The organism is Salinicola lusitanus (assembly GCF_003206045.1).
Lineage (GTDB): Bacteria > Pseudomonadota > Gammaproteobacteria > Pseudomonadales > Halomonadaceae > Salinicola > Salinicola lusitanus.
In genome coordinates this window covers 306,200-319,593 of sequence record NZ_PZJM01000006.1, presented here as the reverse complement: position 1 = coordinate 319,593, position 13,394 = coordinate 306,200, and the positions used below count along the sequence as shown (strand labels likewise).

At 64.8% G+C, this 13,394-nt stretch carries 14 protein-coding genes; 3 read left to right on the top strand and 11 right to left on the bottom strand.

Annotated features, from left to right (window positions below):
• Together DOM45_RS12625 and DOM45_RS12620 are read left to right on the top strand one after the other, a co-directional pair.
• Positions 1 to 348, top strand: coding sequence for a 4a-hydroxytetrahydrobiopterin dehydratase (locus DOM45_RS12625; RefSeq protein WP_110601023.1), 348 nt, complete (start codon positions 1 to 3; stop codon positions 346 to 348).
• A complete protein-coding gene (locus DOM45_RS12620) occupies positions 341 to 1,531 on the top strand; it encodes an amino acid aminotransferase (RefSeq protein WP_110601022.1) in 1,191 nt (396 codons plus the stop codon). The genes DOM45_RS12625 and DOM45_RS12620 overlap by 8 nt, the downstream gene beginning before the upstream one ends.
• A 91-nt stretch (positions 1,532 to 1,622) precedes the next feature.
• Here the strand turns inward: DOM45_RS12620 and DOM45_RS12615 are convergent, their stop codons facing one another.
• Both DOM45_RS12615 and dkgB read right to left on the bottom strand, forming a co-directional pair.
• Complete coding sequence (locus DOM45_RS12615; RefSeq protein WP_110601020.1) at positions 1,623 to 2,081, bottom strand: EF-hand domain-containing protein; 459 nt, start codon at positions 2,079 to 2,081, stop codon at positions 1,623 to 1,625.
• Positions 2,082 to 2,197: 116 nt separating this feature from the next.
• Positions 2,198 to 3,010, bottom strand: a complete 813-nt coding sequence (gene dkgB / locus DOM45_RS12610; protein WP_110601019.1) for a 2,5-didehydrogluconate reductase DkgB — start codon at positions 3,008 to 3,010, stop codon at positions 2,198 to 2,200.
• Between the two features lie 137 nt (positions 3,011 to 3,147).
• On the opposite strand from dkgB, the gene DOM45_RS12605 reads away from it, so the two are divergent.
• The gene (locus DOM45_RS12605; RefSeq protein WP_157958415.1) at positions 3,148 to 4,290 is read left to right on the top strand and encodes an NAD(P)/FAD-dependent oxidoreductase; all 1,143 of its coding nucleotides are present in this window, start codon (positions 3,148 to 3,150) and stop codon (positions 4,288 to 4,290) included.
• 123 nt (positions 4,291 to 4,413) lie between these two features.
• Here DOM45_RS12605 and DOM45_RS12600 read toward each other — a convergent pair whose 3' ends face one another.
• The 9 genes from DOM45_RS12600 to trpA form a co-directional block, all read right to left on the bottom strand.
• A complete protein-coding gene (locus DOM45_RS12600; RefSeq protein WP_110601017.1) occupies positions 4,414 to 5,001 on the bottom strand; it encodes a YceI family protein in 588 nt (195 codons plus the stop codon).
• A 95-nt stretch (positions 5,002 to 5,096) separates the two neighbouring features.
• Positions 5,097 to 5,651, bottom strand: coding sequence for a cytochrome b (locus DOM45_RS12595; protein ID WP_110601015.1), 555 nt, complete (start codon positions 5,649 to 5,651; stop codon positions 5,097 to 5,099).
• A gap of 233 nt (positions 5,652 to 5,884) precedes the next feature.
• Complete coding sequence (locus DOM45_RS12590; protein WP_110601014.1) at positions 5,885 to 7,087, bottom strand: O-succinylhomoserine sulfhydrylase; 1,203 nt, start codon at positions 7,085 to 7,087, stop codon at positions 5,885 to 5,887.
• Between the two features lie 52 nt (positions 7,088 to 7,139).
• Entirely contained in the window at positions 7,140 to 8,651 is a 1,512-nt protein-coding gene (gene purF, locus DOM45_RS12585) for an amidophosphoribosyltransferase (protein ID WP_110601013.1), read from the bottom strand.
• Between the two features lie 174 nt (positions 8,652 to 8,825).
• Positions 8,826 to 9,437 (bottom strand): CvpA family protein, encoded by a 612-nt coding sequence (locus tag DOM45_RS12580; protein WP_110601011.1) that lies wholly within the window; start codon positions 9,435 to 9,437, stop codon positions 8,826 to 8,828.
• Positions 9,437 to 10,156: an SPOR domain-containing protein gene (locus DOM45_RS12575; RefSeq protein WP_110601009.1), complete on the bottom strand. Its 720-nt coding sequence runs from the start codon at positions 10,154 to 10,156 to the stop codon at positions 9,437 to 9,439. The genes DOM45_RS12580 and DOM45_RS12575 overlap by 1 nt, the downstream gene beginning before the upstream one ends.
• Positions 10,157 to 10,217: 61 nt before the next feature.
• Positions 10,218 to 11,501, bottom strand: coding sequence for a bifunctional folylpolyglutamate synthase/dihydrofolate synthase (locus DOM45_RS12570; RefSeq protein WP_110601007.1), 1,284 nt, complete (start codon positions 11,499 to 11,501; stop codon positions 10,218 to 10,220).
• A 15-nt stretch (positions 11,502 to 11,516) separates the two neighbouring features.
• Positions 11,517 to 12,464, bottom strand: a complete 948-nt coding sequence (gene accD, locus DOM45_RS12565; protein ID WP_205909451.1) for an acetyl-CoA carboxylase, carboxyltransferase subunit beta — start codon at positions 12,462 to 12,464, stop codon at positions 11,517 to 11,519.
• A gap of 96 nt (positions 12,465 to 12,560) precedes the next feature.
• Entirely contained in the window at positions 12,561 to 13,391 is an 831-nt protein-coding gene (gene trpA, locus DOM45_RS12560) for a tryptophan synthase subunit alpha (protein ID WP_110601005.1), read from the bottom strand.
• Positions 13,392 to 13,394: the final 3 nt, after the last annotated feature.

Genomic DNA, 13,394 nt, shown 5'->3' with positions numbered 1-13,394 from the left:
ATGCCGACCCTCGCCGAACAGCACTGCAGCGCCTGTCACCGGGACGCAGCGCCGCTGACGCCGGAGCAGATCGACCACCTGCTTCCGGCCCTGCCCAAGTGGCAGATCGTGGAACGCGATGGCATCATGCAGTTGCAGCGAAGCTTCACGTTCCGCAATTTCGCGCAGGCCCTGGATTTCACCAACCGCGTGGGCGAACTCGCCGAGTCGCAAGGCCATCACCCGGCGATCACCACCGAATGGGGCCAGGTCACCGTGACCTGGTGGACCCACAAGATCCGCGGCCTGCATCGCAACGATTTCATCATGGCCGCCAGAACCGACGAGGTAGTGCACGCTAATGTTTGAGAAGATCGAGCGCGTCCCGGGAGATGCCATCCTCGGGCTGATCGAAGCGTACAATCAGGATGCCAATCCGCAGAAGGTCGATCTCGGCGTCGGCGTCTACCGGGATCCCAACGGCAACACGCCGATCATGCGCGCCGTGAAACAGGCCGAGGCTCGCCTGCTGGAGAGCGAGACGACCAAGAGCTACATCGGCTCCCATGGCGATCCGCGTTACGGCAAGGCTGTCCTGCCACTGGTGCTGGGTCCGGATTCGCCGGTCCTGGCCGCCAACCGGGCCAGCGCCACCCAGTCACCCGGCGGCACCGGCGCCCTGCGCCTGGCGGCGGATTTCATCCGCACCCAGTTGCCGGGCAAGAGCGTGTGGCTATCCAATCCGACCTGGCCCAACCACATCGGCATCTTCGAGGGCGCCGAGATCCCGATCCAGCGCTACCCCTATGTCGACGAGAACAACCGTCTCGACTTCGACGGCATGCTGGCTGCCCTCAAGCAGATCCCCCAGGGTGACGTGGTGCTGCTCCATGCCTGCTGCCACAACCCGTCCGGTTTCGACCTCAACCAGGCGCAGTGGCGCCAGGTCCTGGACGTCGTCCAGGAGCGCGGGTTGCTGCCGCTGGTCGACTTCGCCTACCAGGGTTTCGGTGACGGCCTGGAGATCGATGCCTTCGGCGTCCGCCTGCTGGCCGAGAATCTCGAGGAGATGCTGATCACCAGCTCCTGCTCGAAGAACTTCGGCCTCTACCGCGAGCGTACCGGCTGCCTGATCGTGATCGCCAAGACCGCCGAGCAGATGGAGAACGTACGTTCCCAGATGGCGATCGTCGCGCGCGAGAACTACTCGACGCCGCCCTCCCATGGCGCAGCCATCGTGGTCGACATTCTCGAGTCCGAAGAGTTGACCCAGCTCTGGAAAAGCGAACTGACCGAGATGTGCGACCGCATCAATACCCTGCGTCGCGACCTGGTCGATTCGCTCAAGCCCTATGGCCTCGACCAGCGCTTTGCCCACGTGGCAGAGCAACGCGGCATGTTCTCCTATACCGGGCTCTCCACCGAGCAGGTCAAGCGGCTGCGCGACGAGTTCAGCATCTACATGGTGGGCTCCGGCCGCGCCAACGTCGCCGGTTTCACCAGCGAGAACCTGCCCTACGTGGCCAAGGCGATCGCTGCCGTCGTCGACTGAACCCGGCATCGTTCACCCGGCTCGACGAAAAAAATCCCGGCTCAGGCCGGGATTTTTCTTTCTGGGATGGTCACGCCACGGCGTCACGATGTCATTCGGGTAACGTATCGGCACCCATCGCCTGCTCGAAGCGCTCCCGAGTCACGCCGCCGGCTTCCGGATCATTGAGCTGCTGGAACAGGGCCTGCTGCTTGGCGCTGACCGCCTCGTCCTCGTCGATCACGCCATCACCATCCACATCCAGTTGATCGAAGCTCAAGGCGTTGGGGCGCTGGTCGACTGGAGTCTGGGCGCCACCATCGGTGAAACCGGCGTTCTCCCGCCCGACACCGCCGGATTTCTCGATCGACTCGTGGTCGACCTGGGAGGCATTGGCCGGCGCCTGCGGCGCTTCATCGCTTGCCGCGGCATTCGGCGCCGAATCCTGCGTCGTCGTACCATCCTGGGCCCAGACCGGTAACGCCAGCATGGCTGCCAGAACGCCCACGCCCAGACCCAGGCCAGGGCGCAGGCCGGAACACCCTCGCTTCGCCATCATCCATGTACGCATCGCTTGTCCTCTTGAAACGGTAACGCTTTGACCCGCGAGCGCGATAAAGATTCGATGGCGGCAAAGCTTCGTCTCACGGCAACTGGCGTGAGGCCACTCGCGCTCGCCGCCCGGTTTCATTCGTCCCATTGCGGCGCGAACGATGGATTGGCCTGCCGGTCGCCCCGATCGAGATCGTCGATCTGGGCGATCTCGTCGTCGCTGAGTCGAAGCTTCATCGCCTCGAGATTGGATTTCTGATTGGCCGGGTTGGTCGAGGACGGAATCACGATGATATCGCGTGCCGCGATCCAGGCCAGGGCGACCTGCGCCGGAGAGGCATCGTGGGCGTTGGCGATCCGTTCGAGCACCGGGTCCTTCATCACCTTGCCCACCGCCAGCGGCATGTAGGCCGTGACATCGAGCCCTTTGGCCTGACAGTGCTCGACCAGCTTGCGGTTGGCGAGGAACGGGTGCACCTCGATCTGGTTGGTGACGATGTTCTCGCCACCCGGCAAGCCGAGCGCCTGGTCGATCTGGGCGACGGTGAAGTTGGAAACCCCGATGTGCCTGGTCAGGCCGCGCGCCCGGGCCGCATCCAGGGCGGCGATATAATCCGCCATCGGCACCTCGTCACCGGGCGAAGGCCAATGGATCAGGATCAGATCGAGCTGCTCGAGACCGAAGTTCTCGAGGCTCTGCTCGACGGCCCGGGTCAGCGCCTCCGGCTCCAGCTTGTCCCACCAGATCTTGGTGGTCACGAACAGCTCGTCGCGCGCAACGCCGCTCTGGCGGATCGCCTTGCCCACCGCCGCCTCGTTCTCGTACATCTGGGCGCTGTCGAGATGGCGATAGCCGAGTTCGAGTGCGGAGGTCACCGAATCGATCACCGCCTGCTCCTTGAGACGATACGTTCCCAGACCGGGTTGCGGCAGTAGATGACGTGTCACGATGCTTTCTCCTTGATCGGAAAGGTCAGATGAAATCGAAGCGTGGCTAGAAGGAGACTGTGGGTGAAAACGACATCTTCAAGCCCTGCTCCCAGCCCATGCTAGACTGAATGCTGATTTTCCGCCCGGATCGAGGCATGCCAAATACCCAGCCGCGCGCTACCGACCCTCCGCCCGAGGGCCGGCATTTGATACTCGTCGGCAACGGCGACGCCCATCTCCACGTTGCTGCTCATGCAGAGCGGCTCATACGACACGGTGTCCGAGTGACGCTGGTCACCCGGCAGGATTTCGCATTCTCGGATTGGTTCGGCGGCATGCTGGGCGGCGAATGGCAGCGCGACGACGTTCGTCTTCCTGCCGACCGCATCGCCGTTCACGGCGGCGTACATGTTGGCGCCGACGTGGTCCAGGTCGATCGACACCAGCGCCGACTCACGCTCACCGACGGGCGCGAGCTCGATTACGACTGGCTATCGCTCGACCTGCCACCGGTCGTGGATGAGCACGCCATCCCCGGTTTCTATACCGCGCAGGGCGTTTTCACGGTTTCCGCCGACGATCTGTGGCAATTGCGCCAACGACTGGAAAGCCAACTCGCCGGCGCCGCGGCCAGACTGCCACGAGTCGCACTCCTCGGCGGCGGGCCGAATGGCGTCGAGCTTGCCGCCAATCTGCTGGCACTCGGCGAACGCTATGGACGGCGACTGCCGGTGACGCTGATCGCCAACGACCGGAAGTTGCTTCCCGGCGCCTGCCAGCGCGCCAATCGCTGGCTGACGCAGCGCCTGCATCGTCGCGGGCTGCAACTGGAGCTGGTCGCGAAGGCAACCCGCTACCACCGGGGTCAGTTGATCCTGGACGATGGCAGCGGTGTCGACGCCGATCTACTCGTCGTGACCGATCACCTGAAACCCTCGCCCACGCTCGAGATGTTCGGTCTGACCCGGGACGAGAACGACGCCATCGATGTCGACGCGAAACTGCGTAGCCGACAAGATCCGAACCTGTTTCTCGCCAGGGAGAAGCCCGCCGGTCGCAGCGCGAGGCTGACCACGCGCGAGCGCAACGCGCTGCTGCTGGCCTCGCTGGAAGAGGCTGCCGGCGGAGAATCCCGGGCCCTGCACCACGGCCACAACGAGCACTGGAAGGCGCTCAACCTGGGCGATCTTCGTGACATCGCCTGGCGCGGCCCGCTCTGGTGCCGCGGCCGCTGGGTTCGGCGCTGGAAGCACCGACGCGACCGGCGCGAGGTCGCGCACTATCTGGGCGAGCGCTGATCTCTGCCACGGCGGGCCAGACGACGCTTCCCGCACCGATACCCCATGACGCAAGATCCCGGCACATGGCCGGGATCCCGTACTGGGAGGTCGTCGGCGGACGCCCTCCCTGCCCGAAACGTCTTACTGACGAATACCCTCGAGCACGATATAGAGTTCGACGCTGTGCATCGGCTCCGGGAACTGGCTCATGTCGATATCGAAATCGGCCAGATCCAGTGTCGTGGAAGCTTCGAAGCCCTGCCGATAGCCGCCCCACGGGTCGTCGCCGCCACCGATGTGATCGACCTCGAAGGTGACCGGCTTGGTCACGCCATGAAGGGTGAGGTCGCCGGTCATTTCGGCTTCCTCGCCATCATCGTCGACGTCGAAGCTGGTGGACTGGAACGTGGCCTGGGGGAACTCGCCCGCGTTGAGGAAGTCACCGCTCAGGATGTGCTTGTTACGCTCGGCGTGATTGGTTTCCAGGCTGTCGACGTCAACGGTGACGTTGACGCTGGAGTCGTCCGGGGACTCGGGATCGTAGCTGAATCCGCCGTCGAACGACTTGAAGTTGCCCAGAATGTACGAGTAGCCGAGGTGGCTGATCTTGAACTGGATGAAGGCGTGCTGGCCCTCGGTGTCGATCTTGTAGTCGGCTGCCTGGGCCTGGGCCAGCGGCATGGCCGACGCGGCGGCGATCAGCGTGGCGAGTGCGGTCTTCTTCAACATCGTCTTGCTCCTCGAAGCGTTTGCGTTCGTATTGTCGAGCGATTCGGCCAGGGCGACCGGCTCGTAAGTCGGTCGCCCTGGCCGGGAAAACGTGATCAGCGCTGCCTGGCCGCGCGGGGCGTCAGCATCCGAACCAGCGTATCCTGGCGATCCAGCCAGTGATGCTTGCATGCCGCCAGACCGTGGCCGACGGCCAGAACGACCAGCGCCCAAGCCGCGTACCAGTGCACGTCGCCCGCCAGCACGGCCTGATTCGGCAGACCCGACACCAGCGCCGGCATGGTGAACCAGCCGAACACGCTGATGCCATCGCCTTCCGCCGTGGAAATCAGGTAACCGGAGATCATCACGACGAACATCAGCGCATAGATCAGGCCATGGCCGATGTGCGCCGCACGTCGTTCAAGCCGCGTGCCATGGGCGACCGGCGTCGGCTGCAGCACTCTCCAGATCACCCTCAGGACACTCACCAGCAGTACCAGGATGCCTATCGACTTGTGCCACCACGGTGCCAGGTGATACCAGTGATCGTAGTAACCCAGACCGGTCATCCACCAGCCCAGGGCGAACAGACCGAAAATCGCCAGCGCGCTCGCCCAGTGAATGGCGATGCTGACCCAGCCCCAACCCGATCGCGTATTACCCCACACGGCGTATCTCCCCTTCGTTCCGATTCAGCATACTGCCTGACGATCAGGACGCTAGAGCGGGATCCGTAAAACGATTGATGACGAACGGGAAACAATGGCGTCGCAGCGTCTACCGGTAGGATCTGGGACGTGCGGCAACGGCGAAACCTGCTCTGGACGGAGCGGGCGTTCAGGAGAAAAGAAAAAAGCTCCGACGAGAATGCCGGAGCTTATCGAAACGGCCGACGGAGCGGCTAGAGCAATTTCAGGCCCCGTTCGAGATCGGCCTTGAGATCGTCGAGCGTCTCCAGCCCGACGGCGATGCGAATCAGGCCGTCACGGATGCCGGCGGAAGCGCGCTGCTCGTCGCTGAGACGGCCGTGGGTGGTGGTACCGGGGTGGGTGATGGTGGTCTTGACGTCCCCCAGGTTGCCGGTGATCGACATCAACCGGGTGTTGTCGATCACCGTCCATGCCGCCTCCTGGCCGCCCTTCACCTCGAGCCCCATCACGGCGCCGAACCCCCGCTGCTGCTGCCTGGCCAGTGAATGCTGCGCATGGCTCTCGAGTCCGCTGTAGTGGACACGCTCGATGGCGGGCTGCGACTCCAGCCACTCGGCGAACGCCAGCGCGTTGCGGCTATGGGCCTCCATCCGCAGGCTCAGCGTCTCCAGCCCCTTGAGGAAGATCCAGGCGTTGAACGGGCTCATGCACGGGCCGCAGGTACGAACGACGCCGTAGAGCTGCTCGAGCTCCTGGTCACGCCCCACGACCGCCCCGCCGATCGCGCGGCCCTGACCGTCGAGATACTTGGTCGCCGAGTGAATGACCAGGTCCGCGCCCAGATCCAGCGGCCGCTGCAGCGCCGGGGTGAGGAAGCAGTTGTCGATCGCAAGCCAGGCGCCGTGGCGGTGGGCCAGCTCGGCCAACGCCGCGATGTCGACCAGCTCGTTGAGCGGATTCGACGGCGTCTCCGCGAAGAGCAGCTTGGTCCGGGGCGTGATCGCCGCTTCCCACTGCGCCAGGTCGTTGAGCTCGACATAGCGCGGCACCACGCCGAATTTGGCGAGGTACTTGTCGAACAAAGCAATGGTCGAGCCGAATACCGAGCGCGAGACGATGACTTCGTCGCCCGCTTCCAGCAGCGCCAACACAGTGGAGAGGATCGCGGCCATGCCGGAGCTGGTGGCGACGCAGCGCTCGCCACCCTCGAGCGCCGCCAGCCGCCGTTCGAAGGTGCGCACCGTGGGATTGGTGAAGCGAGAGTAGACGTTGCCCGGCTCCTCGCCCTTGAACTTGCGCGCCGCCTCCGCAGCGCTGCCGTAGACGAAGCTCGAGGTCGGGAAGATCGGCTCGCCGTGCTCCTGCTCGTGGGTACGCTCGTGCCCCGCGCGGATCGCCAGCGTCTCCAGACCCAGGGTCTCCAACCCCGGCGTGAGGTCGTCGTCAAAACTCATCCTGCAGCTCCTGAAAGCAGGACCCGATGAGCGGATCATCGGGTCGGAAGATTCAATCGTCTTCGATATCGTTGTGCAGGTCGACCACGGCATTGAGGCTCTCGCGCTGCTTGGCGGCATCGTTGCGCGAAGCCTCCAGCGCGGCGAAATAGGCCTCGTCGACATCGCCGGTCACGTAACTGCCGTCGAAGACGGAACAATCGAAATCGTCCAGCGCTGGATTGACCTCACGGCAGGCGGCCTTGAGGTCCTCCAGGTCCTGGTAGATCAGCTTGTCGGCGCCGATCAGTTCGCTGACCTCGGCATCGGTGCGACCGTGGGCGACCAGCTCGGTGGCCACCGGCATGTCGATGCCGTAGACGTTGGGATAGCGCACCGCCGGTGCGGCGGAAGCGAAGTAGACCTTGTTGGCGCCAGCGTCCCGCGCCATCTGGATGATCTGCTTGCAGGTCGTGCCACGCACGATGGAGTCGTCCACCAGCAGCACGTTCTTGCCCTCGAACTCGCTGGCGATGGCATTGAGCTTCTGGCGAACCGATTTCTTGCGCTGGGTCTGGCCCGGCATGATGAAGGTCCGCCCGATGTAGCGGTTCTTCATGAAACCTTCACGGAAGGTCACCCCGATGTGCTGGGCCAGTTCCAGCGCCGTGGTCCGGGAGGTATCCGGAATCGGGATCACCACATCGATATCGTGATCCGGCCACTCGCGCTGGATGCGATCGCCCAGCTTGCGACCCATCTGCATCCGGGTGCCGTAGACGTAGGCACCGTCGAGCATCGAGTCGGGGCGCGCCAGGTAGACGTGCTCGAAGATGCAGGGTGTCAGCCGCGGCTTGTCGGCGCACTGTTGCGTATGGATATTCTTGTCCATGTCGACGAAGATCGCTTCGCCCGGTGCCAGGTCGCGCACCAGTTCGAAGCCGGCGACATCGAGCGCCACCGACTCGGAGGCGATCATCACCTCCTGGCCCTCGGCGGTCTGGCGCGTGCCGTAGACCACCGGCCGGATGCCATGGGGGTCGCGGAACGCCACCAGGCCGAAGCCATTGATGATCGCGACCGCCGCGTAACCGCCACTGCAGCGGCGATGGACGCGACGCAGCGCGTCGAAGATGTCCTCCGGCGTCAGGTAGAGCCCCTGCTTGCCCAACTCATGGGCGAACACGTTGAGCAGCACCTCGGAATCGGAGCTGGTATTGATGTGACGCAGGTCGGAAGAGAACAGCTCCTGCTTGAGCTGATCGGAGTTGGTCAGGTTGCCGTTGTGGGCCAAGGTGATGCCGTAGGGCGAGTTGACGTAGAACGGCTGGGACTCGGCCTCGCTCGCCGAACCCGCGGTCGGATAGCGCACATGACCGATCCCCAGGTGGCCCTGCAGACGCTTCATGTGGCGCGTATGAAAGACATCGCGAACCAGCCCGTTGTTCTTGCGCAGCAGAAAGCGACCTTCATCCCAGGTCATCATGCCGGCGGCGTCCTGTCCGCGGTGCTGCAAAACCGTCAATGCGTCATAGATCAACTGATTGACCGCTTCATTGGCCATGAGGCCTACGATACCGCACATGCCGACTTACCTCGCTTGGTCGCACCCACTCGGGAAACAGTGCACGAATGCCAGCGTGGATGAATCGCGCCGTGACGCGATCCCCGGAATCATCGCCCAGGTCCCATGCGTCAGGGGCCTGCGCTGCGGATATCCGGCACTTCATCCTGCTCGCCTATTCGTTCATCGCTTCCTTCAGGGCGCTGGTTTTTCGGTCGGACCGGGGATCGGAATCGTCACACCCCGCCCGTTCTGACTGGATGAAGAATTGTCGCTTTGCGGTAATGTCATCGGCAGTTGCCGCATGGCATCCTCCGCAGCCGTCGTATCGACGTCCCAGCTCTGCAGCTGAACCAGTGCCCACTCGCGCAGGGATTCGAACGATGGCCTCAACTGCGCCTGCTGCCACGCCTGCAACTGCGCCAGCGGTGTCAGCCCGATGACGACCGTGACGATCACCAGGATCGCGGCTCCCCGGGCCAGACCGAAGACCGCTCCGGCCAGACGATTGAAGAAGCCCATGCCGACCCACTCTACCGCCGCATTGAGCAGCCGGATGACGAAGCCGCAGATCATCACCACCACGAAGATGATCAGCACGAAACCGAGTACCAGCCGTGCGTCGGGGTGGGAGATGTACGGTGCCAGCAGATCGGCGATCGGTTTGGCGAATACCCGTGCCGCCAGCAACGCCACGATCCAGGCGCCGAGTCCCAGCGCCTCCCGTACCAGGCCACGCATGAAACCTGCCAGCATCGATATCGTCAATACCAGCAGGAAGGCATAGTCGAGCCAGGTCAATGTCATCAGCTACCCGGCTTGCGGATCAGCAGCCCCTGGATATTGGCGGCCTGCTTGAGCTCGGCGCGAGCTTTTTCACCGGCGTCCGACGACGAGAACGGCCCCACGTAGACCGTGGTCAGATTGTTGTCCCGGGGCTGGGAGTATGCCGCGAAGCCCTGCTCCTTGAGCTTGGCCGCCAGTCGCGTGGCGTTGTCGGACTGACCGAAGCTGCCGACCTGGACCACCCAGCTGCCATCGCTGCTCGCCGGGGTGCGTTCGGGCGTCGACGCCTGCGGCGGCGAGGAGGGCTGGCTGACAGCGGGCTTGGCCGGTTCCGGTTCCGGCTCCGGTTCGGGCTGACGGGAAGCCGACTGTGGCTGCTCGGACTGGGCGATATCGGCAATCGGATCATCGCCGCTGGTGGTGGATGATCCGCCGCCAGCGCCGTTCTGGCCGAACGAGTCGTCACTGCCCGTCCCCAGCTGACCGCGGGTATCCGGCTCGGGGACGGCAGTATCGCCACCGTTGGTGCCATTCTGAGTAGCGACCGACGCCGGCGGCTGCGGCGACTCGATGATGCGCTGACGTGTCTCGCCTCCGTCGATCGGCTGTTCGATCACCATGACCGGCCCTGGTTCCTGCTGGCGCGGTTCGGGATCGTCGAACAGCATCGGCAGAAAAATGGCCCCCAGCGCGACGAGAATGACCGCGCCGCTGATACGTTCACGCCATCCATACTTCATAGGACCTGGACCTCCTTAGACATGCTTCGACAGCCGCTCGATCATCCTGTGATCGAATTCACTACGCCTCGTCATTCAGCCGGGTCTGGAGCGCCTCGAGCGCGCCGGCCACGGTCAGAAACGAACCGCATACTAACACTTCTTCATCGGGCGCAAGACGAGGCGCCAGCCAGGCGACAGCCGCCGCCGGCGACGAGGCCGCCGCCAACGTCTCTCCGCCCTGCGAGGCAACGACCGTGGCAAGCTCCTCACCGGAGCGGCCGCGCTCACCCGGCAAGCCCACCGGCAGCCACACGTCGACGACCGGTGCCAGCGCCTCGATCAGCGCCTCGGCGTCCTTGTCCCTGAGCACGCCGAGCAGTCCGATACGGCGTGCCGGTCGGGGGCGCCGGGCCAGCCGAGAGCCCACGTAACGGGCCGCATGCGGGTTGTGCGCCACGTCGAAGCACCAGTTCCCCAGCCACTGCAGCCGACCCGCCAGCGCCACGTTCGACATCGCCTGGCGAGATTCGGCCTCTCGTGGCGGCACACCGCACAGGCTCAGGGCCTCGAGCGCGACGGCGGCATTGTCCAGCGGCAACCCCGGGTCGGGCAAGCTATCGAGACGATAGCGATCACCCACCTCCGACCGGCCCTGCCAGGACCAGCCACCATCGCCGGCCTCGGCGTGATCGAAATCGCGGCCCAGCCAATGATCGGCGACGGCCAGCGCCTGGATCCGCCGAGACACGCTCACCGGCAGTTCACGACTACCCAGCACCGCGGGTCGCCCCTGCCTGAGGATGCCGGCTTTCTCGAAGCCGATGCCCTCGAGATCGGTGCCGAGAAAATCCGCATGATCCTGGGCGATGGTGGTGATGATCGCGACGTCGCTGTCGACCACGTTGACCGCGTCCAGGCGACCGCCCAGGCCCACCTCCAGAATGGCCAGCTCGGGGCGGACGTCGGCGATCGTCACCAGTGCCGCCAGGGTTCCCGCTTCAAAATAGGTCAGGCTGACGGGATCGCCGGCCAGGCGCGCCGCCTCGACGCGCTCGAACCCGGCAACCAGGAGTTCGTCCCCGGCCGCACGACCGTCGAAGCAGAGCCGCTCGTTGTAGCGCAGGAGGTGAGGCGAGGTATAACTGGCCGTCGTCAAACCGTGGGCTCGAGCCAGCCGCTCCAGCATCGCCACCGTGGAACCTTTGCCATTGGTACCGGCAACGGTCACCACACGGTGCGCGATCGGGTCCTGCGTCAGACCGAGCCGCTCGGCCACGACGGCCACCCGCTCCAGTCCCATATCGATGGCGACCGGATGCTGGCGCTCGAGACGCGCCAGCCAGTCGTCGAGGGTGGCACTCATGGCTCGACAGGTTCCTTAACGCGAGGCTCGGGAAGCGTCCGGCTCTTCCGGTAGTGGAGAGAAATCCTCGACCGCTTCGGACGTTTCGTCCGCCGCCACGCCGACGACCGGCTGATGCGTCAGCTTGCGCAGCACGCTGCCCAGTCGCTCGCGAAGCTCCGGTCGCGACACGATCATGTCGACGGTGCCGTGCTCGAGCAGGAACTCGCTGCGCTGGAAGCCTTCAGGCAGGGTCTCGCGTACTGTCTGCTCGATAACGCGCGGGCCGGCGAAGCCGATCAGGGCATTGGGTTCTGCCACGTTGAGGTCACCCAGCATCGCCAGCGACGCCGACACACCGCCGAAGACGGGGTCGGTGAGCACCGAAATATAGGGCACGCCGGCCAGCTTGAGCTTCTCGAGCGCGGCCGACGTCTTGGCCATCTGCATCAGCGAGAACAGGGCTTCCTGCATGCGCGCGCCACCGGAGGCGGCAAAGCAGACCAGCGGGACCCGCTCTTCGAGGGCCAGCGTCGCCGCACGCACGAACTTCTCGCCGACGATCGCCCCCATGGAGCCGCCCATGAACGAGAATTCGAACGCCACCGCCACCACCGGCAGGCCATCGAGCGTCCCGCGCATGGCGATCAGCGCATCGTTCTCGTCGGTCGACTTCTGGGCCGACGCCAGCCGATCCTTGTACTTCTTGGAGTCGCGGAACTTGAGCCGGTCGCTCGGTTGAAGATCGCCGGCGATCTCCTCGCGCCCTTCCGCGTCGAGAAACCAGTTGAGCCGCTTGCGCGCGGTCAGCCGCAGGTGATGCTGGCACTTGGGGCAGACGTTCTGGTGCTTCTCCAGTTCGGGAAGGTAGAGCACCGATTCACAGTTCGGGCACTTGCGCCACAGGCCGTCCGGCACGCTAGCGCGGCGGTCATTGCGCTGGGTGCGGCTCATCGACGGAACGATCTTGTCTAGCCAGCTCATGTCAGGAAAGCTTCCCTATTTGCCAAAACAGAAAGTGTTGAAAACAGCCATACGAGAAACGGAAACGCTGGATGATATCAAATCGTCGCCCCGGCCTCAGCCGGCCACGTCACGGTCGAGCGCTTCCCGCATCTCGCCGAGGATCGACTTCAGCGCCGCGGGGATGGAGGCCGGGTCGTCGGCACGCTCGGCGATACGACCGACCAGGGCGCTGCCGACGATGACGCCGTCGGCCACCCGGCCGATCGCCGCCGCCGTCTCGCCATCACGGATGCCGAAGCCGACGCACAGCGGCAGCTCGGTCACGCGCCGGAGCTTGCTCAGCTGCTCGCCGACGGCATCGGCGTCGAGCGTTGCCGCACCGGTCACGCCCTTGAGCGAAACGTAATAGAGATAGCCTTCGCCGTGGCGGCAGATCTCCCTGGCTCGCGCCTCGGAGGTCGTCGGTGCGAGCAGGAAGATCGACTGCAGGCCGTGGGCCGCGAACAGCGCGGCATTGTCGCCGGCTTCCTCCGGCGGCATATCGACCACCAGAACCCCGTCGACACCGGACGCTTCCGCCTGGCGCGTGAAGACGTCATATCCCATCCGCTCGATGGGGTTGAGATACCCCATCAGCACCACCGGCGTTTCGCTGTCCCGCTGGCGAAATTCGGCCACCATTTCCAGCACGTGGTGTAGCCGGGTACCGTGCACCAGCGCCCGCTCGCACGCCTTCTGGATCACCGGCCCGTCCGCCATCGGATCGGAGAACGGCACCCCGAGCTCAAGGACGTCGGCGCCCGCTTCCACGCAGGCATGCATGAAATCGACCGTGTGCGCCGGTGCCGGATCACCGGCAGTGATGTAAGGGATCAGCGCGGTCCGGCCCTGGGCCTTGAGCGCCGCGAAGCGTCGGTCGATACGGTTGGATGCGGTTCGATTCATGTC